Origin of the sequence: Polaribacter sp. BM10 (assembly GCF_002005425.1) — a bacterium.
Lineage (GTDB): Bacteria > Bacteroidota > Bacteroidia > Flavobacteriales > Flavobacteriaceae > Polaribacter > Polaribacter marinaquae.
In genome coordinates this window covers 2,848,094-2,872,170 of the sequence record NZ_CP019704.1, presented here as the reverse complement: position 1 = coordinate 2,872,170, position 24,077 = coordinate 2,848,094, and the positions used below count along the sequence as shown (strand labels likewise).

Genomic DNA, 24,077 nt, shown 5'->3' with positions numbered 1-24,077 from the left:
GATCTCACAAGTTTAAAATAACTTGTGAGATCTTAGTATAAAACAATATTTTTTAAGAAGCTGCTCTTAACTTTTTTAATGTTGTATTTGTCAGTTTTGCTTCTGCGTACTCTTTTGTAACATTAAATTCTTTATCGTCTGAACTTGGCAACTCAAACATTGCATCTGTAAAGATAGCTTCACATAAAGAACGTAATCCTCTAGCACCTAATTTATACTCTACAGCCTTTTCTACAATGTAATTTAAAGCATCTTCTTCTATTGTAAAAGATACATCATCCATCGTAAAAAGCTTAGAATATTGCTTAATGATAGAGTTTTTTGGCTCAGTTAAAATTGCTCTTAACGTTTTTGCATCTAAAGGATTCATATAACTTAAAACCGGTAAACGACCTATAATTTCTGGTATTAAACCAAAAGATTTTAAATCTGAAGGAATAATGTATTGTAATAAGTTTTCTTCATCTACTTTGTCTTCATCTAAAGAAGCTCCAAAACCAACAGCTTGCATATTTAATCGCTTGCTAATTATTCTTTCTATTCCAGAAAAAGCTCCACCAGCAATAAATAAAATTTCTTTAGTATTTACTTCTATAAATTTTTGCTCTGGATGTTTTCTACCTCCTTTTGGCGCTACATTTACAACTGTACCTTCTAATAATTTAAGTAATGCTTGTTGTACTCCTTCCCCAGAAACATCTCTTGTAATTGATGGATTATCACCTTTTCTGGCAATTTTATCTATTTCATCAATAAAAACGATACCTCTTTGGGCTTTATCTACATCGTAATCTGCTGCTTGCAATAGTCTACTTAAAATACTTTCTACATCTTCACCAACATAACCCGCTTGCGTTAAAACTGTTGCATCTACTATAGAAAACGGAACATTTAACATTTTGGCAATTGTTTTTGCAACCAATGTTTTACCTGTACCGGTTTCTCCTACTAAAACAATATTAGATTTTTCTATTTCTACCTCATCTTCATCATCTTTGGTTTGTAATAATCTTTTGTAATGATTATAAACCGCAACAGACATAGAACGTTTAGTTTCATCTTGACCAATTATATATTGATCTAAAAACTGTTTAATTTCTAAAGGTTTTTTTAATGTTAAATCTTTAGAAAGTTCGCTAGATTTTGCTTCAGTAATTTCTTCTTCTACAATACCATGAGCTTGTTCTATACATTTATCACAAATGTGCGCATCCATACCTGCAATTAACAAGTCTGTTTCTGCTTTTTTTCGTCCGCAAAACGAACACTCTAAGTTTTCTTCTTTCGACATTATATCAGCTTTTGATTTAGCTTAAAAATAAGCTAAAATTCTTTATACTTTTCTTGCTAAAACTTCATCAATCATTCCGTAAGCTTTCGCTTCATCTGCTTTCATCCAATAATCTCTATCAGAATCGTTGTGAACTTTCTCTATTGTTTGTCCAGAATGATTTGCAATAATTGCATACAATTCGTCTTTTAATTTTAAGATTTCTCTTGCAGTAATCTCAATATCAGATGCTTGCCCCTGAGCACCACCTAAAGGTTGATGAATCATAATTCTAGAATGAGGTAACGCAGAACGTTTACCCTCTTGACCTGCACACATTAAAACGGCTCCCATAGAAGCTGCCATACCTGTACAAATTGTGGCAACATCTGGTTTTATAAACTGCATTGTATCATAAATACCTAAACCTGCATAAACCCCTCCACCTGGTGAGTTTATATAAATTGAAATATCTTTATTAGCGTCTACACTTTCTAAAAATAATAATTGTGCTTGTATAATATTTGCAACTTGATCATTAATACCAGTTCCTAAAAAGATAATTCTATCCATCATTAAACGAGAAAAAACATCCATTTGAGTAATATTCATTTGGCGTTCTTCCATGATATATGGAGTTAAACTACTTGTAATTTTTGTATAATTTGTACTGCTTATTCCGTGGTGTTTTGTTGCGTATTTTTCGAACTCTTTTCCGTAATCCATTTTCGTGATTTTGTTTTAAGTTTAATACTGTAAATATAAGAACTATTTCTTACTCTTTTGCTTTGCGTTAGTTGCTAAAAAAACCCGAATAAAATAATTCAGGTTTTTTGTATATAATTACGCTATAATTTAAATCTTATAATAAGATTCAAATGGATTATAAGCTATTGTTTGTATGCTTCTTTTACAAACTCTTCGTAAGAAAGTTCTTTTGTTTTAAAAGTCATGTTTTCTTTATAAAAATCTAACAATTTCTGACTAATTAATTGTGTTTGTAATTTTTGTGCTTCTTCTTGGTTTTGTAAAATTCTACCAGCAATTTCATCCAATTCTTTTTCTTCTGGATTCATGTTACCAAATTGAGCCATTTGCGTACGGATAAATCCTTTTGCATAGTCTACCAATTCTGCATAGTCTAATTTAATGTCGTTATCTTTCATAATCTTACCTTCGATTAATTGATAACGTAAACCTTTTTCTGATTTTTCGTATTCTGCTGCAGCTTCTTCTTCTGTTAAAGGTTTTTCGCCTGCAGTTGCTAACCACTTCTTTAAGAAATCTGCTGGTAAATCGAATTTAGTATTTTCGATTAAGTGCTCTATTACAGAATTTAATAAATGTTGATCTGACTGCTGTAAGAATTGCTTTTCTGCGTCTTCTTTAATTTTTTCTCTTAATTCTGTTACCGAAGAAACACTACCGTCTGCAAACAATTTATCAAACAATTCTTTGTCTAAATCTGCTGGTTCTGTTTTAGTAATTTCTTCTACAGTTAAAGTTACTTTAATATCTAAATCTTTAATTTCATCTGCAGAAACACCTAAAATATGTTGCAACTTGTTGTTGTCTTCGAATAATTTTTTAGTTTCTAATTCGATTACATCACCAACTTTAGCACCTATAACTTTCTTTTCGTTTTTCTTTCCTTTAAGATCGTTTACTAAGAAAGTACTCTTTTTTTCGATTCCTTTTTCTTCGTTTACAAAAGTACCAGTTACATTAGAGTGCTCTGTTGCTTCTTCTAACGTAGACATTTTACCGTATCTAGTCTGAATGTTTTTTACTTCTTCATCTAATAATTCTTCTGTTGCAACAATGTTGTATTGATTAATCTTTTTCTTAGACTTTAAATCAACATCAAATTCCGGTGCTAAACCTAATTCGAATTCAAAAGAAAAAGTTTCTGCATCCCAGTTGAAATCGTCTTGTACTCTTGGTAAAGGATTACCTAAAATATCTAACTTTTCTTCTGTTAAGAATTTATTTAAAGATTCTTGTAAAAGCTTGTTAACCTCATCTACCATAACAGATTGACCATATTGCTTTTTTATCATACCCATTGGCACGTGTCCTTTTCTAAAACCAGGAACATCTGCTTTTTTACGGTAATCTGATAAGATATTATCTACTTTTGCTTGATAATCTTCTGCAACAATATCAACTTTTACAATTGCGTTTAACGCATCTATGTTTTCTTTTGTAATATTCATTTATTTGTTCTTTTATCTTGAAAAAATCGAGTGCAAAATTAATTATTTTTTTTTACTTAACAAGTATTTAAGTACTTCTATTTCAGTAGAAAAAAATTAAAATTACCTCTATAACTTATTATGTATTAATTTTTATTATTGTCTTTTAATAAAGAAAATAATGCCGATCTAAAAATGGATAGTAAAATACTGAATAACAAGGCCGAAAAGAACCCAGAAACAGCAAAACCAGACACTAACTTATCTGCAAGTAAAATTATTATGGCGTTAATTACAAAAATAAACAAGCCAAAAGTTACAAGTGTGGCCGGTAAAGTAAAGAAAATTAACAATGGTCTAACCACCATATTTAACAACGCAATAACTACTGCTACTATTATTGCAGACACGTAACCAGAAACCTCTACTCCTGGTAAAATATTTGCTAGTACTATTACAGCTAAAGCGGTTAGTAAAATTTTTAAAAATGTTTTCATCTAATAATTTTATATTAACAAATTAGCGAAAACTATACCAAATGTAAAAGACTGCTTTTTTGTCAGTAAAAAGTAAAATTTTTGCTTATTTACTTTTTTGTAATTCTGTAGCTTTTCTTTCTAGTTCTGCCTGAAACTCTTCCATTACCGGCTTTACAGTGCTTTCTGGAATATCAGAAACCTTAATATACATTAAACCATCTACAGCATTATTAAACTTAGGATCTACATTAAAAGCAACCAAACGTGCATTTTGCTTTACATACTTTTTAATTAAAACAGGTATTCTTAAAGCACCTGGTTCTATCTCGTCTATTATCTTATCAAACTTTTGCATATCAGATTTTGTTGCATCAAAAACAAAATCTTTATCACCATCTTTTAATTTAACCTTATATTCTTTCTTCGGATAAATGTATTGTGCAATGTAAGGATCGTAATAATGAGATTTCATAAACTCTATCATTAACGATTTTGAAAAATCTGAAAACTGATTGCTAATAGAAACTCCGCCCATTAAATATTTATACTCTGGATGACGCAAAGTAACGTGTACAATTCCTTTCCATAATAAAAATAACGGCATTGGTTTTTGCTGATATTCGCCAATAATAAAAGCTCTACCCATTTCGATGGTATTGTCCATCATTTGATGCAGTTCTGGCTCAATTCTAAATAAGGTCTGAACGTAAAAACCGTTAATTCCGTACTTTTTATAAATTTCTTTACCAAGACCCATTCTATATGCGCCAACCAAAACATTCGCTTCTCTATCCCATAAAATTAAGTGATGATAATACCTATCATATTTATCTAAGTCGATAGATTTATTTGTTCCTTCACCAACAGCTCTAAAAGTTATTTCGCGTAATCTACCAATTTCATGTAATAAATTAGGTACTTCTTTTGCACTTGCAAAAAACACTTCGTAGTTTTTACTTTCTAGTAATCTACCGCCATTATCTCTAATAGCATTTACTTCTTTTACAAAAAGATCTGTGCTTCTTTGTGCTGTTATTTTTTTTGCTGGTTTTTTAATTTTAATATTCTGTGCAGAAATTAACTTGTGCGCTTTTTCAAAAGGATTCGCCAACATGTAGGTTTTCTTCCTTATAAATTCATAAAACGCAGGTATTTCTTTAAACTCGTTTTGATCTTTTACAGAAATTGGTTTTCCTATTCTAACTTTTACAACTCTACCACCTTGATTCATTACTTCCGAAGGTAATTTTGCTGTTCTTAGCGTATCAGATATTTTAGAAAGAAAGTAAAATAATCTACTATTTTTTGCATGAAAATAAATCGGAATAACTGGTACGTTTGCTTTTTTAATCAATCTAACAGCACCTTCTTCCCATGGTTTATCTACATTTAACTTACCATCTTTGTATGTAGAAACTTCTCCTGCAGGAAAAATCCCCAATGGCTTTCCTTCTTTTAAATGCAATAAAGCACTTTTAATTCCGGCAACGCTAGATTTTGCATCCTTTCTAGTTTCAAAAGGATTAACAGGCATTACGTAAGGCTTTAATGGCTCTACTCGATGCAATAAAAAATTAGCGATAATTTTGTAATCTGCTCTTTTTTCGATTAATAGTTTTAGCAATAAAACACCATCAATACCACCTAAAGGATGGTTTGAAACAGTTATAAACGGCCCCTCTTTAGGTATACGTTTTAAATCCTCTTCTGGAATTTCGAATTTTATATTACAATCATCTAAAATTCCGTTTAAAAAATCTAAATCAGATTTATTTTTGTTCTTATCGTAGATTTTATTGATAGCAGAAATGCGAAGAATTCTTAACAGAATCCAACCAATAAAAGTTCCTAAAAAGCCAAACTTTTGTAAACCAATTACTTGCGCAATTTCTTTAGATGTTACTAATGCCATAAATTATAATTAAAGCGAACTGCAAACATACTAAAAAAACAGATATTGTCTTATTAATTTGTTGCCAAAACAATCTGTATAGTTTCTTTGTTTACCTGTGTTAATAAAGACGATCCTTTTTCTTCTATACTTGCAACGGATTTATCATCAAAATGACGCACAGTAAATAAATCTACGCCTTTTTGAACATCAATTTTAAACTCGTTTTTAAGTTCATTGTAAAACGCCTCAAAGCCTTTAAATTTATTATCAATACAAACAGAAAAACTAATTGCAGAGTTTTGTATTAAATTAACTTTTAATTGATAATCGTGTAATTTCTTAAATATATAACTAATGTTATTTTCTACCATAAAAGAAAAATCTAATGCCGAAATAGAAACTAAAATCTGATCTTTCTTAACAATAAAACATGGTATTAATGGTTCTAAATTAGATCCTTTAGAAATTCTGGTTCCAGCTTCTTTAGGGTTTACAAAAGAACGTACCAATAAAGGAATTTCTTTTCTTTCTAATGGTTGTAATGTTTTTGGATGAATTACAGATGCACCATAAAACGCCATTTCTATAGCTTCTTCATAAGAAATTTGTTTTAACAAAGTAGTTTCTTCAAAAACTCTTGGGTCTGCATTTAAAACTCCTGGTACATCTTTCCAGATAGTTACATTTTCTGCATTTAAACAATAAGCAAAAATTCCTGCAGTATAATCAGAACCTTCTCTACCTAAAGTTGTTGTGTTTTCGGTATCATTTGCGGCTATAAAACCTTGTGTTATATTTAATTTAGTTGCATCTACTTTTTCTGTAATAATTTGTTGCGTCAAAGTCCAATCTACTTTAGCATCTCTATAATTACTATCTGTTTTTACATAATTTCTAACATCGAACCAATTATTTTGAATACCCACTTTTGTTAGATAAGCACTTACAATTTTTGTTGATAAAAGTTCTCCGAAACAAATAATTTGATCGTACACATAATTATATCTTTGTGATGTATTTCTTGCTAAGAACCAACTTAACTCACCTAATAGAATGTCTATTTCTTTAAAAATTGCATCATCTTTATCAAATAAATCAGACATTAAATTTTTATGAAAATCTTCTATAACTCCTAAGTTTTCAGATAATTTATCTGTTTTATTATAGTAAGCTTCTATAACCTCTTCAAAAGCATTTGTAATCTTACCCATTGCAGAAATTACCACTAATGTATTTTCTGTTCCTTCGTTTTGTAAAATACTTGTTATATTTTTTACACTTGCGGCATCTTTTACAGATGCTCCTCCAAATTTAAAAATCTTCATTTCTAATTATTTTGAATAAATTTTGCTAAATTTTCTTTGTTCATTTGTACTACAGACCAATCATTTAAATAAGTAGCACCTGTGCTTTTGTAGAAATCGATTGCATTTTTGTTCCAATCAATTACTTCCCAAGCAACTCTATTAAAGTTATTATCAAACGCATATTTTAAAACTGCTTTATAAAGTGCTTTACCTGCGCCTATTTTTTGCTTACTTTTAGTTACAATCAAATCTTCTAAATGTATTGTTCTTCCTTTCCAAGTAGAATATCGTTCATAAAACAACGCAATACCGATAATAGTATTTTCTTGTTCTGCCACATAAATCTTAAATTTAGGATCTTTAGAAAAACCATCATTAATTAAATCTTCTACAGTTATCTCTACAGCATCTGGTTCTTTTTCAAAAACAGCCAATTCTGTAATTAAATCTAATACAGCTTGCATGTCTTCTTCTTGTCCTAATCTTATTTTAAAGTCCATGTTTCTAATTTTTTGTCAAAGATAGTCCTTTCATTTTCGCTTAAAAATAATTAAATATTTTGCACAGTTATTTTCGATTTGTTTAAATTTTAAAATAATAAATAGTTATTATGCAAAAAACAAGTGAGATTTTTACCAAAAAAAAGCTGTACGAAAACGGTGTAGTTATCTAAATTTTAGCATCTTTGTAACATTAACTATACACAACAACATGTTACCAAAAAAACAGACTTTAGGAGAATTTATTATTGAAAATCAGCACGCTTTTAAATACAGTTCTGGCGAACTATCTAGTTTATTAAACTCAATTAGATTAGCTGCAAAAGTTGTAAATCACGAAGTAAATAAAGCTGGTTTGGTAGATATTATTGGTGCTCATGGAGACACAAACATTCAAGGTGAAGACCAACAAAAATTAGATGTTTATGCAAATGATAAATTTATACAAACACTAACTAGAAGAAATATTGTTTGTGGTATTGCCAGTGAAGAAGAAGACAGTTTTATCTCTATAAATAGTATCGACGAGAACAATCAAAATAAATATGTTGTATTAATAGACCCTTTAGATGGCTCTTCTAATATCGATGTAAACGTTTCTGTAGGAACAATTTTTTCTATTTACAGAAGGGTTACGCCAACAGGAAGCCCAGTACAACTAGAAGATTTTTTACAAAAAGGTGTTGAGCAAGTTGCAGCTGGTTACGTGGTTTATGGTACATCTACAATGCTAGTTTATACAACCGGAGATGGTGTAAATGGTTTTACATTAAACCCAGCAATTGGTACATTTTATTTATCGCACCCAAATATGACGTTTCCAGAAGATGGAAACATCTATTCTGTTAACGAAGGAAATTATTTCGATTTTCCAGAAGGTGTAAAAAAATATATAAAATACTGTCAAGAAGAAGAAGGAGAAAGACCTTACACAAGTAGATATATCGGTTCTTTGGTTTCAGATTTTCATAGAAATATGATAAAAGGAGGTATTTACATGTACCCAAAAGGTTCTAGAAATCCGAACGGAAAATTACGCTTACTTTACGAATGTAATCCTATGGCTTTTTTAGCTGAACAAGCAAATGGCTATGCTTCTGACGGTTACACTAGAACTATGGAAGTAGAACCAACAGAATTACACCAAAGAGTACCTTTTGTTTGCGGAAGTAAAAATATGGTAAACAAATTAGAGGAATTTATGCAGAAATACGGCGAATAAATCTTATTTATACTATTATAAGTTAACAAAAGGCTAATATTTTGTTCAACTGCATCATATTGAGTAAATTTACAGTATTAAAATAATACGAACTTTAAAACTTAAAAAAATGGCTTTTCAATTACCAGAATTAGGATACGCATACGATGCTTTAGAACCTAATATAGATGCTAGAACTATGGAAATTCACCATACAAAACATCACAACGGATATACAACAAAATTAAACGGAGCAATAGAAGGAACTGATTTAGAAGGAAAATCTATCGAAGATATTCTTGCTAATTTAGATATGAGCAATAGCGCTGTAAGAAATAACGGTGGTGGATTTTACAATCACTCTTTATTTTGGACAGTAATGAACCCGAACGATAGAGGTTATTTATCTGGAGATTTAAAAGACGCTATTGAAAGCGCTTTCGGATCTAAAGAAGCATTTATCGACGCTTTTTCTAAAGCTGCAGCTACTCAGTTTGGTTCTGGTTGGGCATGGTTATGTGTTTTACCAGGTGGTAAAGTAGAGGTTTGTTCTACACCTAACCAAGACAACCCATTAATGCCAGGTGTAAACTGCGAAGGAACTCCTATTTTAGGATTGGATGTTTGGGAACATGCATATTACTTAAACTACCAAAACAGAAGACCAGATTATATCAATGCATTTTTTAATGTAATTAACTGGAATGAAGTTGAGCGTAGATATGCTGCAGCAAAATAAATAGAAATCTTACTGATTAAGATAAAAAAAAGCATCCTTTTTAAGGATGCTTTTTTAATTGATATAATAAGGATTTAATCAATAATAATCTTTTTATTGAACAATCCCTTTTCTGTCTTAATAACTAAAATATATACCGCCTTAGACAGTTTGTTTAATTTAAAGTTTAACTCACTTTTATTACTATTTATATTCTGATTAAAAACTTCAGCTCCCAAAATATTAAACAACTTTACAGTTTCTATCTGATAATTAGATGTGTTTTTAATTAAAAACTCGCCATTATCACCTCTTTGAATACTTAATAAAAATTCATCCTCTTTAAAATCTTCATTACTTAATGTTTTATCTGTAAAAGTGATAAAAAATCTATCATCATAAATACCCGATGCTAAATTTAGAGATTTAGGAGCTTCATCTAAATTATAGAATTTATTTAAAACTCTATCATTTAAATACACAGGTGTGTTAATTTTTATCTTTTCACTTATAGAAAAAGTAACTTCTCGATCTTGATCTAACTGAACTACCATCGGTATTTCTAAAGATTCATCAAAATTAAACGTACCAGTGATAATATAAGGACTAGTAGAACCCTTAACTTTTAAATACAAATCTGTTGGCTGCAAGCCCCACATAACTGCATCGAAACCAATATCGTACTCATCTGTTAAACCTCTAAACACTGTTGCTACTGTTCGGGTTCTAACTTCACTTTCAGATAAATTAAATTTAAAATCAATCTTTATTGTTGAAAAATCTCTAGTACTTTTTTGTTTTGATGATGTTTTAGCAACTATTACACCAGTATCAGATAAATCATTTAAAGTTCTTTGTGAATTTTTAAAAACTAAAGTACCAGAACCTGGTGTTTCTTTTGTCACAAAAAATGCCTGCCCAATCGGTAAATATCTTCCTCCACCGACTGTTACCCCGCTAACAATGGTATTATAAGTTCCAGAATAATCTCCTCTAACATGAGTATTATCAGAAGAACCGTTATAAATATATATTACACCATTAAATTCTGATGAATTATCATTTATAAATGCTTCTGCATCTAGTGCAGAAGGATACGGGTTACCTATTAAATTAAATTTATTTTGATCTAATGTAAAAGAATAATCTCCATCGTTTGGTGTACCAGAAAAAGTAAATGTAGCACCAACACTTTTCATATTCCATCCTTCTCCTGGAAGAAAAATAGGATCTGTTGGATCTACAAATCTTGTCCAATCACTGGCATTTACAAACTTTGCCAACCACCTAGAACTAATACTTATAGGCTCTAATGACGAATCTCCATCAAAATTAGAAGTAAAATTAATGTCAGCAGCTTCACCAACAGTTGGAGTTGCAGATGTAGCTACATTTGTTCCATCTTTTAAAACATCGTTTATTGAAAAAGGAGTGCCTGGTGCTGTACCTGAATTTCTTACTGGTGAAGACCAATAACCTGACTGATATACAGATGAGCTTGTTGCAGTTTGATCTACGAAAAGTTTACCTGTCCCTGAGTTTAAATTATTACCAGTTGTATGAGTTTGTACTAATTGAGAATTACCAACTAATCTTAATTCACCGTTATTTAAAATACCATTTTTAACTTTTAGTAACACGCCAGAATTAACAGATAAAATTCCTCCGTTTTCAATCTCAATCTCTCTAACAACAGCATCCTCGGTTAAAGTTAGCGAACCATTAGAAGTACTTTTTACCAACAATTTAAAGCAGCCATCTGTTAAATCTGGCACATTTGTGGTGGCAGAACCATTATAGTATTGCGTATCATCAACAACTATTAAATCTTGGTATTCTACAGCAAAATAATCATTATTAGAAAAAACCACATTATTAGCCTGATATAAACCACCACCAATGTCTGCTAAATTATAAGTTGATGTTGGTGATAATAAATCACTGTCATTATCTATAACTAATTTAAGTATAGCACAATCTTCTTTACTAGAAATATCTACGGATGATAAATCTAATATAAAACTAACGTCACCAACATCATTTCTTTTACTAACTCGCCATTTAGTAGAAGTTCTTTGTTGATAATTATCTTCATTTGTTTCAAAAACGATATCCTCTTTATTATCTCTACCCCAAAATAAAAATTCATCATTTGCAAGACTACTTGGGTTATAAATTCTAACAATTCCTGTTCCTTGAGAATCTGTATGATTAGAACCATCTGTTGCTTGACCAATACCAGCCACATCATGATCAAAATTACCCGCAGCTACATCATCTTCATCGTAAAAATTATTTGAATTTAAGGTAATATTATATTTTGCCGATAAATAATTACTTACAATAATTCTTTCTGCCTCATTAATATATTTATTATACATAATTACCTCTGCAAAATCTCCTTGATGCGCTTGTGAAGCTACATAATCACCATCATTTCCTCCTGCTCCATCATCTTCACTATCTTGTTCACCAGCCAAAGCTAAAGAACCGCCAGGAGTTATAATTCTACCACTAGGAAAATTAATATTTCTATCAGTTCCGTTAAGAGATGTATTTGCCGTTCCAGAAGTTTGCCATCTATAACCAACAACATTCCAGTTTGCAGTGCTTACATTCAAGCCAGAACTCCTTGCCTGATTAGTAACATACATAGACAAATTATTGCTATTAAATAATAGAAAATCGTTATTAAGAGCAGATGATGAGGCATAAGATAACACTCCGTCACCTCCTTCATTTGCATTTTCAGTTTTATTTACATAAAAGCCAGAAATTGCTGTTGTTGGAAAGTTTGTGAAGTTAGTTTTTCTCAAACGTCTATTAGATTCTTCGAACCTAACTGCATCATAGCCGTTAACAATATTTTTCTTAATTATAGGCTGAAAAGTAACATCTTCTTGAGTTAAAGTTGAATTATAACCCGATAAATCTGACCAAGAAGCAAATGGAGCATTGTCATTTTCAGAAATATCATCTGGGTTTGTCCATAGCACAAGACTAGAAGTACCATCAATACTACCTACACCGCCGGGACCTAAATATCTTTCTGCTACAGGAGGCGGAGCTGTATAATTCACAGTAATTATCCAACTATTATTATCAACCTTATTTTCATTAACACTACAGCCAGCTCCTGTACCTTCCCAAATTACTCTTAACACATCCATTTGAAAAGTCAAAACCCCTGTAACACTTACGCCATTTGCAATTGTTAAACCAGATCGAGCGTAAGATAATGTTCCTGGACTATCTCCTATACCTGCAGTATAATTGTTCTCACTTACAGCACCTTCAACATAAATTAATCTAGATCTTTGGTCTGACATCCAACCTTGAACACGTGCCGTCATTTGATAAACAACATCTACACTTGTAACAATAGATCCTGGCGGTACAATAACTTGCAACTCTGACAACGGAGCACATTGACTAGAACTCTCAAAACCTGTCGGAATATCTCCTGAACTGTATGTTGCAGTTGAAGTTTGGGCACTTAAAATAGCACCATAAAAAAGATAAAAAATAAAAATTATTCTTTTTGCTTGTTTTAACATCTTTAAAAATTTTTAAACTTGTTAACACATTACATAAGCTAATTCTTGGGGGAATTTTTCTTACATCAATTTTAATATTGATAATGTTTATCTCACTAAAGTAAGGATTTTATTTTGATTTTACAATTAATAAGCTCTTTTATCGTTTCCTTCATAGTAATTAATAAAAGCCTCATTTACAACTCTATGACCACCAGGTGTAGGGTAATCTCCGGTAAAATACCAATCTCCTAAGTTATTAGGGCAAGCCTTATGCAAGTTCTCTACAGTTTGATAAATTACCTCTACATCTGCCTTAACATCTTTTGTTTTTAGCATTTGGGCAATTTTTGCTGATATTTCTTCTGTTGTAAATGGTGCGTAAATTTCTTTTACATAATTTACAATTTCTTCATCTGCGTTAGATTGTTGCTCTTTAGATTTTTTATAAACTTCACCTATAATACCTTCTTGATTTGTATCTTTTAATAATTCTATCGCAGCTTTAAAAGCAATAAAAGCATCAATTCTGGCCATATCTATACCATAACAATCTGGGTAGCGTATTTGAGGTGCAGATGAAACAACCACTATCTTCTTAGGGCTTAGTCTATCTAAGATTTTAATAATACTTTTCTTTAAAGTTGTTCCTCTTACAATACTATCATCTATAATTACAAGATTGTCTGTAGGTTTTACAACACCATAAGTAATATCATAAACATGTTCTACAAGGTCATCTCTAGAACTATCATCAGCAATAAATGTTCTTAACTTTGCATCTTTAATAGCTATTTTTTCAAAACGAGCTCTTTCAGATAAAATCTCTGTTACTTTTTGAGCAGATAACTTAGTACCACCTGCTAAGATTTTTTCTGTTTTTTGCTGATTAAGTAAATCTTCGGCAGCTTCCGTCATTCCATAGAAAGAAGTTTCTGCAGTATTTGGTATGTAAGAAAAAACAGTGTTAGAAATATCGCTATCTATCGATTTTAAAATTTTAGGAAACACTAATTTACCTAAGTTTTTTCTTTCTTCATAAATTGATGCATCACTTCCTCTAGAAAAATAAATACGCTCGAAAGAACAAGCTTTGTTTTCTCTTGGTTCTAAAACTTGTTTAATAGCTGTTTTACCATTTTTCTTAATAATTAAAGCATGCCCTCTTTCTAATTCTTGTACTTTATCAATTTCGATATTAAATACTGTTTGAATTACAGGTCTTTCTGATGCTACAACTACAACTTCTTCATCTTCGAAGAAATATGTCGGTCTTATTCCGTTTGGATCTCTTAAAACAAAAGCATCTCCGTGGCCAACTAATCCTGCCATTGCATAACCACCATCCCAGTTTTTAGAAGATCTTTTTAAAACTTTTTTTATGCTTAAATTTTCTTCAATATAAGGTGAAGCATTCTTTTTGTTAAAGCCTTTCTTTTTTGCTTTCTGATATAATTTAGCCACTTCATCTTCTAAGAAATGACCAATTTTCTCCATGACAGTTACTGTATCTGTAAATTCTTTTGGATGTTGCCCCAACTCTATTAACTCTTCTAATAAATGTTTAGAATTAGTCATGTTAAAGTTACCTGCAACAATTAAGTTTTGATGTTTCCAATTACTTTGACGTAAAAACGGATGTACACTTTCGATACTGTTTTTACCAAAAGTACCATAACGAACATGACCTAAAAATAAGTTACCTATGTAAGGCATGTTTTCTTCTTGCCATGCTACATCATCTTTCTTATCTGGGTTTTGTTCTAAAACACCATTTAAGCGATCGTTAATTTGCCCAAAAACATCTTGTATTGGTTGCGATTTGTTAGAACGAACTCTGCTAATATATCTAGTACCAGGTTCTACATTAAATTTTACACTTGCAAAACCTGCACCATCTTGACCACGATTATGCTGTTTTTCCATTAATAAATACATTTTATTAATTCCGTAAAAAGCAGTACCGTATTTATCTTTGTAAAACTGTAATGGTTTTTTTAATCTAACAAGTGCAATTCCACATTCATGTTTAATAGCATCACTCATTTTTATAATATTTTTAGTTGTATTGTGTTGTTATTGTTGCAATTATATCAAAAAAAAACCCGCAGTTTAAACCGCGGATTTATATTAAGATAATTTTATATCAAATTGTGTTAAGTCTTTAAAAGCTTGTAAGCGCGTTTTAACTTCATCTGTTGTTAGCTCTTGCATGCGCTCTGTACCAAATTTCTCTACACAGAAAGAAGCTAAGTTAGAGCCGTAAATTATCGCGTTCTTCATGTTTTCGAAAGATATATCTTCTGTTTTTGCTAGATATCCGCAGAAACCTCCTGCAAATGTATCTCCGGCACCAGTAGGATCAAAAACTTCTGCTAATGGTAATGCAGGTGCAAAAAACATTTTTCCTTCATTAAATAATAAAGCTCCGTGTTCTCCTTTTTTAATTACTACATACTTAGGTCCCATTGCGTGGATTTTCTTAGCAGCATTTACCAAAGAATATTCACCAGATAATTGGCGAGCTTCTTCATCATTAATTGTAATTACATCTACTCTTTTTAAAACAGTATGTAAATCATCTAAAGCAATATCCATCCAAAAATTCATAGTATCTAAAACTATTAGTTTTGGTTTTTCTGTCATTTGATCTAAAACAGAAGCTTGCGTTAGCGGGTGTAAATTACCCAACATTACAATGCCTGCATCTTTAAAAGAATCTGGTACAACTGGTGTAAACGTTTCTAATACATTTAATTCTGTTACTAAAGTATCTCTAGAATTCATATCGTTGTGATATTTACCACTCCAGAAAAAAGTTTTACCTTCTTTATCTACTTCAATACCATCTGTATTAATTCCTTTAGAATTCATCATTTCTAAATAAGAATCAGGAAAATCTCCTCCAACAACAGATACAACACCTGTTTCTACTCCAAATTGAGATGCTGCTAAACCTACAAAAGTTCCAGAGCCTCCTAAAATCTTATCTGTTTTACCAAAAGGTGTCTCAATAGCATCAAAAGCTACTGTACCAACTGCTAATAATTTACTCATTTCTTATAATTTATGCGTAATTTTGCTTTTTACAATAAAACGCTTTTTGAAAGCGCAAAAATAAGTTTTAAAAATGACTATCAAAGAAATACAAGAAGAAATTATTGATGAGTTTTCTATGTTTGATGATTGGATGGATCGTTACGAATACATAATAGAGCTTGGTAAATCTTTGCCTATAATTGAAGATACACATAAATTAGACGAAAATTTAATTAAAGGATGCCAATCTAAAGTTTGGTTATATTCTGAATTAGATGCAGATAAAATTAAGTTTACTGCAGATAGTGATGCTATTTTAACTAAAGGAATTGTGGCATTATTATTGAGGGTATTCTCGGAACAAAAACCGGCAGATATTTTAACTGCAGAAACCACTTTTATAGATCAAATAGGTTTGAAAGAACATTTAAGCCCTACGCGAGCAAACGGTTTGGTATCTATGGTTAAACAAATAAAATTGTACGCAATTGCGCAACAAACTAAATTACAGAATTAAGAAACTATATAATGACAGATAAAGAATTAGAAGAAATTGGAGATAAAATTGTAGGTGTTTTAAAAACAATTTACGATCCAGAAATACCTGTAGACATTTATGAGCTTGGTTTAATTTATGATGTTTTTGTTTCTGATGAAAATAATGCTAAAATTTTAATGACACTAACGTCTCCGAATTGCCCAGTTGCAGAGAGTTTACCTGTAGAAATTGAAGATAAAGTTAAGTCTTTAAAAGAATTAAATAACTGCGAAGTTGAAATTACATTTGACCCGACTTGGACACAAGAAATGATGAGCGAAGAAGCAAAACTAGAGTTAGGAATGCTTTAATTACATATAAATTTAACAGAAAAAGCAATTATTAATAATTGCTTTTTCTGTTAATACAACTTAAGTTTTTATTTATTTTAAACAATAAAGTAAAATTATAAATGGCAGAAGAAATTATAAATAGAGTAGCAAATAGCAAGTTAAAAACCTTTGACCTAGAAGAGATTTACCCTGAAGGAAAAAGAGTCTCATTTGATATTAAAGATTGGCTATTTGAAGAAATAATTTTGAAAGAAAAAGATTTTAGAAATGCTGTAAAAAATCATGATTGGTCTCAATACAAAAACTGTTTTGTAGCTGTTAATTGCTCTGTAGATGCAATTATACCATCTTGGGCTTTTATGCTAATTGCTGCAGAAGCTACAACATATGCCAACAAAGTTGTTATTGGTAATTTAGAATTATTAGAAACTGTTTTATACCAAGAACTTTTAAATTTTATCGATCTTAGAGATTATGCAGATTGCCCTGTAATAATTAAAGGTTGTGCAGAAAAACCAATACCAGATTCTGCATTTGCTTTTTTAATTGCAAAACTACAACCTATAGCCAAATCTATTATGTTTGGCGAAGCTTGTTCTACGGTACCCTTATATAAATCGAAGAAATAAATTTACACATTTATAAATCAAAAGAAATTAACATTAAAAACACTTATAATGAGAAGACTAGCAACCCTTCTTTTATTTATTTTTATAGCAAGTAATTCTTATTCTCAAAAGAAGAAACTAGACACTTTACCAAAGCCAAAATGGAAAGTAAACGGCAGACTTGCCTTTGTTTTTAATCAATCTTCTTTTTCTAATTGGGCTTCTGGTGGCCAAAACACGGTTGCAGGAAACATCAATATAAATTACGATTTTAATTATAAGAAAAATAATGTAAACTGGGATACTCGATTATTATCTGGTTATGGTTTAAGTCATATCAGCGAAAAAGGCTACAGAAAAACAAACGATCGATTTGAACTAAATTCTTTATTAGGTATAAAAACAACAACTTATTGGTTTCTTTCTTTTATTGCCAATTTTAAAACACAATATACCAAAGGGTTCGATTATTCAAAAGAGCCTAAGCTACTAGTATCAGAGTTTTTATCTCCTGCTTATTTAACTTTTGGACCAGGAATGTTATGGAAAAAATCTGATGATTTAAATTTAAACATTGCACCAGCTACAGCCAGATATACATTTGTAAACGAGTTTTTTACTAAAGATTCTGGCAAATTTGGTGTAGACGAGGGTAAAACTCTTGCCTTTGGACTAGGTTTTAACCTTTCTGGTTACTATAAATTTGCCTTGATGAAAAACATTGAAATGGAAAACATTTTAACAATGTATACAGATTACCTTGCAAATGTTGGTAATGTCGATTTAGATTATCAAACAAATTTGCGTTTTACTGTAAACAAACACATTAAAATGCACATGACTTTTCATACAATTGTTGATGATAACTCATCAAGTAAAATTCAATTTAGACAGCTTTTTGGTTTAGGCATGAATTATAGCTTCCACGAAAAAGTGACTTATTAATATTTTTCTTGTCTAAAAGAATAAAAGTGTACTTTTGCACGCTTAAATATTAAAAATAGTCAACATGAAAAAATTATCAATCTTAATTTTATTGGTATTTATTAGCTTTTCTGCAAGCGCACAAACGGCAGAAGAATTAAAGAAAGAACAAGCTCCTAAAAAAGCTCAAATTGCTAAATTACAAGGAGAAGTTAATGCGATACAAGCAAAAATTGATGCTTTACCTGGTTGGAGAAAAGGTGCTTTTGGTACTATAGGTGCAAGTTTATCTGGTTTTAACAACTGGTACGCTAGAACAGCTCCTACTGCATCTGCAGGTAATATTGGTGTAACTGTAAATGGTTTTGCTAATTTAATTGAAGAAGACTTTTTCTGGAGAAACTCTGCTGCAATTAACTTAGGTTGGGTTAAGTTAGATGAAAAAGGTGTTGCCGGAGACGAAGGTTTTGATACTGCTACTGATGTATTTACAATCTCTTCTTTATACGGTAAAAGATTAAATAAAAAATGGGCTTTATCTGCACTTGCAGAATACAGAACTACAATTATAGATAATTTTAACGATCCTGGTTATTTAGATTTTGGTGCTGGTCTTACTTGGACACCAACAAGCAACTTGGTAGTTGTTATGCACCCAGGAAACTACAACTTTGTATTTAGTAGTGGTGAAACAGTTTTCGAATCTTCTTTAGGTGCTAAAATTGTTGCAGATTATTCTAAAAAATATGGTAAATTAAGTGTAAAGTCTAATTTATCTGTTTTTCAAAGCTATAAAACTTCAGACTTATCTAACTGGACATGGACAAACTCTTTTGGTTACACTGTTTGGAAAGGAATTGGAGTTGGTTTAGAATTAGGTTTACGTAAAAACAAACAAGAAGCATTAAACAATGCATTAATTGACAATCCTGCAGAAACTTTTTCTACTGTAGACAACAAATTACAATCTTATTATTTAGTTGGTATGAGCTATGCTTTCTAAATAGAAAACAATATTTTAAAAGAAACCTCAAGAAGAAATTCTTGAGGTTTTTTTATTTTGTGTAAATTAGCATCTCAAATAAATAATACATGACTTTATTAATAATTTTTGCAACAATTTCTATTTTCTTTTCTTTTTTATGCTCTATTTTAGAAGCTGTATTGTTAAGTATTACACCAACTTTTATCAATCTTAAAAAAAGTGAAGGTGAACAATATGCTACGCAATTAGAAACTTTTAAAAAAGATGTTGATAAACCTTTAATTGCTATTTTAACTATTAACACCATTGCACATACGGTTGGTGCAATTTTAGTAGGTGTGCAAGCAAAAGTTGCTTACGCAGAAATGTATGGTACAGATGTAAAAACGGTATTTGGCATTAAAATTACAGAAGATGTAATGGTTGGTTTAGTTTCTACTATAATGACAATTTTAATTCTAGTCGCATCAGAAATTATACCTAAAACCATAGGAGCTACTTACTGGAAACAACTTGCTAATTTTACAGCTAAAGCTTTAAACATAATGATTTTCCCGTTGAAATGGACAGGAATATTATGGATTTTACAATTAACAACAAAGTTAATTGGTGGCAAGGGTCATGGAAGTATTTTAAGCAGAGAGAGCTTTTTAGTAATGGCAGACATGGCAGAAAAAGAAGGTGTTTTTCAGAAAAATGAAAGTAAAGTTATTAGAAACTTACTTGGTTTTAAAGAAATTAAAGTAAACGATGTAATGACACCGAGATCTGTAATAGAAACCGCAGATGAAACTCAAACAATAAGCTCTTTTTATAACGATCATAAAAAATTAAGATTCTCTAGAATTCCTGTTTTTTCTGAAAACCCAGATGCAATTACAGGTTACTTTTTAAAAGATAATTTATTGGAAGCAATTATTAATGGTAAAGGCGAAGAAACTTTAGCTACCATTAAAAGAGATATTGTTGTTACAGAAAGAGAATTATCTATACCAGATTTGTTTGACAAACTAATCAAAGAGAAAGAACACATTGCACTTGTGGTAGATGAATATGGTTCTGTAAGCGGTCTTGTTTCTCAAGAAGATGTGATAGAAACTTTACTTGGTTTAGAAATTATGGATGAAAGTGATTCTGTTGCAGATTTACAAGCTTTAGCAAGAAAATCTTGGGAAAACAGAGCAAAAAGAATGGGCATAATAAAAGAAGATGATTCAAAAGATTAATCTTTAAAATGAAAGCATAAAAAAAATCCTACTGCAACAATTCACAGTAGGATTTTTTTTTATACTTCCTCTTTATATTCGTAATATAAAAAATCGTTATAAGGAAAACGCTGAATATGTATTTTCTTTACTTCTTCGTACGTTTTTTCTTTAAAATCATCTAAATTTTCTTTATTTAGAGCAGAAATAAATATTGATTCTACTTCTTTATCGTTCATCCAAGTTTTTTTCCAGTCTTGTAAAGTATAGTGCTCTTTGCCTTTTTCTGTTTCTAAATCATCTGCATCAATTGTTTCATGCTCGTATGCATCAATCTTATTAAACACCATTAAGGTAGGTTTATCTGCACATTTAATATCATCTAAAATTGTATTAACAGATGCAATATGATCTTCAAAATTAGGATGTGAAATATCTACAACATGCAATAGCAAGTCTGCTTCTCTAACCTCATCTAAAGTAGATTTAAAAGATTCTACCAATTGTGTTGGCAATTTTCTAATAAACCCAACAGTATCTGTCATTAAAAAAGGAATGTTTTTTATAACCACTTTTCGAACCGTTGTATCTAAAGTTGCAAATAATTTATTTTCTGCAAAAACATCACTTTTACTAATTACGTTCATAAGTGTAGATTTACCAACATTGGTATAACCTACTAAAGCAACTCTTACCATCTTACCACGATTCTTTCTTTGAATCGCCATTTGCTTGTCTATTGTTTTTAGACGTTTTTTTAATACGGATATTTTATCACGAATTATACGTCTATCTGTTTCAATTTCTGTTTCACCAGGTCCACGCATTCCAATACCACCTTTTTGTTTATCAAGGTGTGTCCAAAGTCTTGTTAAACGAGGTAACAAATATTCGCTTTGGGCAAGTTCTACTTGTGTTTTTGCAGAACTAGTTTGTGCTCTTTGCGCAAAAATATCTAATATTAAATTGGTTCTATCTAAAATTTTACAATCAAGAATTTTTTCGATATTTCTTAACTGTGCAGGCGATAATTCATCATCAAAGATAGCTGTACCAATTGCATTGGCATGTATAAAATCTTTAACATCTTCTAGCTTACCAGCTCCTAAAAAAGTTTTCGGATTTGGTCTTTCCATTTTTTGCACAAAGCGTTTAACAACAACACCGCCGGCAGTTTGTGTTAAAAACTCTAGTTCATCTAAATATTCATCAGATTGTGTTTCGTTTTGTTGCTGCGTAATTACACCAATTAAAACTGCTTTTTCTGAAATTGCTTCTTTTGCGTCTATCATAGAATGCAAAAATACAAACAATTCTTGTCTTTTAGGGTAAAAAAAAACCTTAGCAAAAGCTAAGGTTTTATATTACTAATTCAAATTCAAAAACAGAAAGTTTACAACGTTTTCTGCACACCAAAAGTAGCTTAATAATAAAAGAACTATGTATTCTTTACATTAAGAAACCCTTTAATTTTTGTTAATTTAGTTTTGTTTTAAAAATTTTACAGGCACTCTATATGTTTTTAAAATTTCTAATTTTTCTATAGAAGCTATTTGGTAGTTTAATCTGTTTTTTATGAAAGAAGCTACATTCGGTTTTTTAGAGTCTACAGATACAACAATTATCTCTCCTTTTTTGTTTATAATAAAATCTACAGTAGTTTTTATGTTTGAGTCTAGATCTCCTTTATAGTTTCCTAATAATTCGATAATTTTTTTCCTTAATTTTAAATCGATTTCTTTCACGTCGTCATTGTTGTTAGAAAACGTAGATACACTTGTCAATACTGCTACTAAAAATACAATTGCTAATTTTTTCATGATTAATTTTTTAAAATTTCTTTTTTTGTGTTGCTAACTTGCACTGTAAAATTAGTTTAAGAGTTCGAAAAAAATTAAAATAAAATGTTATAAAAACAACTTTTTTAGGTTAGAAATCAGTTAATTACACCTATTTTAACACTTAAGAAATATTGCTTATATTTTATTAAAAAAATTAAAATTTAAAGTGAATTATCACTAAAAACCGTAGTTTGATATCAATACTACAATACAAATAGCTTTTAGATTTTAATTCTATAAAATCACCAGTTAATTTAATGTAAAGTCTGTAGATTATTTTGTTACTTTTACCATTAAAATATTTATATGTTTCCTTCGATTAAGTCTTCTAAACAAAGTAAAAAAATTACAACAATTGGTTTTTACAATGTAGAAAACCTGTTTGATACAGAAGACAATCCTAAAACTTTTGATGATGATTACACAAGTGACGGAAAAAGAAAATGGACATACAAAAGATATAAAATAAAAATTAAAAAATTAGGCTCTGTAATATCTCAATTAGGTTTAAACAGATCTAAATATCCGCCTGCAATTGTTGGTTTGGTTGAAGTAGAAAATGCTAAGGTGGTTAGAGATTTAATAAATTCTTCTAACTTAAAAAAGCATCATTATGGTTTTGCACATTATGATTCTCCTGACGAAAGAGGTATTGATGTTGCCTTGTTGTACAATAAAAGAGTTTTCGAATTTTTAAAATCAGAAACATTCCCAGTTTTTCTAGAAGATGACGAAGGCGAAAGAGATTATACAAGAGATATTTTAAAAGTTAGTGGTAATTTACATGGCGAACTTGTACATATAATTGTAAACCATTGGTCTTCTAGAAGAGAAGGTGCAGCAGAAACAGAACACAAAAGAGTTACCGCAGCAATTACTGCTAGAAACATTATAAGAGAAATTAAAGACAAACATTACAATGCAAAAATAATTGTAATGGGAGATTTTAATGATGACCCAACAAGTAAAAGTGTAAAAACCTTGGTTTCTGATGATTTTATAAATCCGATGGAAACTATTTTAGACAGAGAAAAGCTGGGTTCTTTAACCTATGATGGTAAGTGGAATTTATTCGATCAAATTATATTTTCTAAAAATTTTACAGAAAAGAAAGAAGGAAAACTTTACTTTAAACACGCAGAAGTATTTAATAAAGAATGGTTAAAAATTTTTAAAGGAAAATTAAAAGGTAGCCCGTTTAGAACTTATATTGGTCCTTGGTATCAAGGCGGATTTTCAGATCATTTTCCAGTATATGCTTTTCTAAAGAAAAAAGACGACTAACTACTCTTTACCTACATTTTTAAAGGCTTTTCTTAGTTTTTCATCATTAATAATATACTTTTTGTATTTACCATCTTTATATCTAAAATAAATAAATATTGGCATAAATATAAAAGACAAGTACAAAACGCCTAAACCCATTACTACTTGGGCTTTTTCGTGTTCTGTATTAATTAAATATGCTCCTAATGCCATCCAAACTAAAAAGATAACAAACATTATTTTTAACGCTAATTTCATGTTGCAAAATTACAAAAGTT

Annotated in this window: 22 protein-coding genes; 9 read left to right on the top strand and 13 right to left on the bottom strand. The window is 30.3% G+C overall.

Features of this window, described 5'->3' with window-relative positions; all coding sequences use genetic code 11:
* Window positions 1-52 precede the first annotated feature (52 nt).
* The 7 genes from clpX to BXQ17_RS12640 form a co-directional block, all read right to left on the bottom strand.
* A complete protein-coding gene (clpX, locus tag BXQ17_RS12670) occupies window positions 53-1,291 on the bottom strand; it encodes an ATP-dependent Clp protease ATP-binding subunit ClpX (RefSeq protein ID WP_077810992.1) in 1,239 nt (412 codons plus the stop codon).
* Between the two features lie 42 nt (window positions 1,292-1,333).
* Window positions 1,334-1,996, bottom strand: coding sequence for an ATP-dependent Clp endopeptidase proteolytic subunit ClpP (clpP, locus tag BXQ17_RS12665; RefSeq protein WP_077810991.1), 663 nt, complete (start codon window positions 1,994-1,996; stop codon window positions 1,334-1,336).
* Between the two features lie 164 nt (window positions 1,997-2,160).
* Window positions 2,161-3,486 (bottom strand): trigger factor, encoded by a 1,326-nt coding sequence (gene tig, locus BXQ17_RS12660; RefSeq protein WP_077810990.1) that lies wholly within the window; start codon window positions 3,484-3,486, stop codon window positions 2,161-2,163.
* A gap of 125 nt (window positions 3,487-3,611) precedes the next feature.
* A complete protein-coding gene (locus tag BXQ17_RS12655; RefSeq protein ID WP_077810989.1) occupies window positions 3,612-3,962 on the bottom strand; it encodes a phage holin family protein in 351 nt (116 codons plus the stop codon).
* An 85-nt stretch (window positions 3,963-4,047) separates the two neighbouring features.
* Window positions 4,048-5,856 carry a lysophospholipid acyltransferase family protein gene (locus BXQ17_RS12650; protein WP_077810988.1) on the bottom strand — a complete coding sequence of 603 codons (1,809 nt, stop codon included), beginning with the start codon at window positions 5,854-5,856 and terminating at the stop codon, window positions 4,048-4,050.
* A 53-nt stretch (window positions 5,857-5,909) separates the two neighbouring features.
* A complete protein-coding gene (locus BXQ17_RS12645; protein WP_077810987.1) occupies window positions 5,910-7,163 on the bottom strand; it encodes an aspartate kinase in 1,254 nt (417 codons plus the stop codon).
* Window positions 7,164-7,165: 2 nt separating this feature from the next.
* The gene (locus BXQ17_RS12640) at window positions 7,166-7,645 is read right to left on the bottom strand and encodes a GNAT family N-acetyltransferase (protein WP_077810986.1); all 480 of its coding nucleotides are present in this window, start codon (window positions 7,643-7,645) and stop codon (window positions 7,166-7,168) included.
* A 211-nt stretch (window positions 7,646-7,856) separates the two neighbouring features.
* Between BXQ17_RS12640 and fbp the strand changes: the two genes are divergently transcribed.
* Window positions 7,857-8,867 carry a class 1 fructose-bisphosphatase gene (gene fbp / locus BXQ17_RS12635; protein WP_077810985.1) on the top strand — a complete coding sequence of 337 codons (1,011 nt, stop codon included), beginning with the start codon at window positions 7,857-7,859 and terminating at the stop codon, window positions 8,865-8,867.
* Window positions 8,868-8,976: 109 nt separating this feature from the next.
* Window positions 8,977-9,585, top strand: a complete 609-nt coding sequence (locus BXQ17_RS12630) for a superoxide dismutase (RefSeq protein WP_077810984.1) — start codon at window positions 8,977-8,979, stop codon at window positions 9,583-9,585.
* Between the two features lie 74 nt (window positions 9,586-9,659).
* Here the strand turns inward: BXQ17_RS12630 and BXQ17_RS12625 are convergent, their stop codons facing one another.
* The 3 genes from BXQ17_RS12625 to BXQ17_RS12615 all read right to left on the bottom strand — a co-directional run bounded on the left by BXQ17_RS12625 (window position 9,660) and on the right by BXQ17_RS12615 (window position 16,157).
* Complete coding sequence (locus BXQ17_RS12625; RefSeq protein ID WP_077810983.1) at window positions 9,660-13,121, bottom strand: T9SS type A sorting domain-containing protein; 3,462 nt, start codon at window positions 13,119-13,121, stop codon at window positions 9,660-9,662.
* Window positions 13,122-13,247: 126 nt separating this feature from the next.
* Window positions 13,248-15,146 (bottom strand): amidophosphoribosyltransferase, encoded by a 1,899-nt coding sequence (locus tag BXQ17_RS12620; protein WP_077810982.1) that lies wholly within the window; start codon window positions 15,144-15,146, stop codon window positions 13,248-13,250.
* Between the two features lie 84 nt (window positions 15,147-15,230).
* A complete protein-coding gene (locus tag BXQ17_RS12615) occupies window positions 15,231-16,157 on the bottom strand; it encodes a PfkB family carbohydrate kinase (protein WP_077810981.1) in 927 nt (308 codons plus the stop codon).
* Window positions 16,158-16,230: 73 nt separating this feature from the next.
* Between BXQ17_RS12615 and BXQ17_RS12610 the strand changes: the two genes are divergently transcribed.
* The 6 genes from BXQ17_RS12610 to BXQ17_RS12585 all read left to right on the top strand — a co-directional run bounded on the left by BXQ17_RS12610 (window position 16,231) and on the right by BXQ17_RS12585 (window position 20,713).
* Window positions 16,231-16,656: a SufE family protein gene (locus tag BXQ17_RS12610; protein ID WP_077810980.1), complete on the top strand. Its 426-nt coding sequence runs from the start codon at window positions 16,231-16,233 to the stop codon at window positions 16,654-16,656.
* 11 nt (window positions 16,657-16,667) lie between these two features.
* Window positions 16,668-16,988, top strand: coding sequence for a DUF59 domain-containing protein (locus BXQ17_RS12605; RefSeq protein WP_077810979.1), 321 nt, complete (start codon window positions 16,668-16,670; stop codon window positions 16,986-16,988).
* 101 nt (window positions 16,989-17,089) lie between these two features.
* Window positions 17,090-17,599, top strand: a complete 510-nt coding sequence (locus BXQ17_RS12600; RefSeq protein WP_077810978.1) for a DUF2480 family protein — start codon at window positions 17,090-17,092, stop codon at window positions 17,597-17,599.
* A gap of 48 nt (window positions 17,600-17,647) precedes the next feature.
* A complete protein-coding gene (locus BXQ17_RS12595) occupies window positions 17,648-18,523 on the top strand; it encodes a DUF3078 domain-containing protein (protein ID WP_077810977.1) in 876 nt (291 codons plus the stop codon).
* A 64-nt stretch (window positions 18,524-18,587) separates the two neighbouring features.
* A complete protein-coding gene (locus tag BXQ17_RS12590; protein ID WP_077810976.1) occupies window positions 18,588-19,505 on the top strand; it encodes a DUF3078 domain-containing protein in 918 nt (305 codons plus the stop codon).
* 89 nt (window positions 19,506-19,594) lie between these two features.
* Window positions 19,595-20,713: a CNNM domain-containing protein gene (locus tag BXQ17_RS12585; protein WP_077810975.1), complete on the top strand. Its 1,119-nt coding sequence runs from the start codon at window positions 19,595-19,597 to the stop codon at window positions 20,711-20,713.
* A gap of 59 nt (window positions 20,714-20,772) precedes the next feature.
* Here the strand turns inward: BXQ17_RS12585 and hflX are convergent, their stop codons facing one another.
* Window positions 20,773-21,984, bottom strand: coding sequence for a GTPase HflX (gene hflX, locus BXQ17_RS12580; protein ID WP_077810974.1), 1,212 nt, complete (start codon window positions 21,982-21,984; stop codon window positions 20,773-20,775).
* Between the two features lie 189 nt (window positions 21,985-22,173).
* Complete coding sequence (locus BXQ17_RS12575) at window positions 22,174-22,512, bottom strand: hypothetical protein (protein WP_077810973.1); 339 nt, start codon at window positions 22,510-22,512, stop codon at window positions 22,174-22,176.
* Between the two features lie 327 nt (window positions 22,513-22,839).
* On the opposite strand from BXQ17_RS12575, the gene BXQ17_RS12570 reads away from it, so the two are divergent.
* Window positions 22,840-23,817: an endonuclease gene (locus BXQ17_RS12570; protein WP_077810972.1), complete on the top strand. Its 978-nt coding sequence runs from the start codon at window positions 22,840-22,842 to the stop codon at window positions 23,815-23,817.
* Here BXQ17_RS12570 and BXQ17_RS12565 read toward each other — a convergent pair whose 3' ends face one another.
* On the bottom strand, window positions 23,818-24,057 hold the full coding sequence (locus BXQ17_RS12565) for a hypothetical protein (protein ID WP_077810971.1): 240 nt from the start codon (window positions 24,055-24,057) through the stop codon (window positions 23,818-23,820). It abuts the gene before it with no gap.
* Window positions 24,058-24,077: the final 20 nt, after the last annotated feature.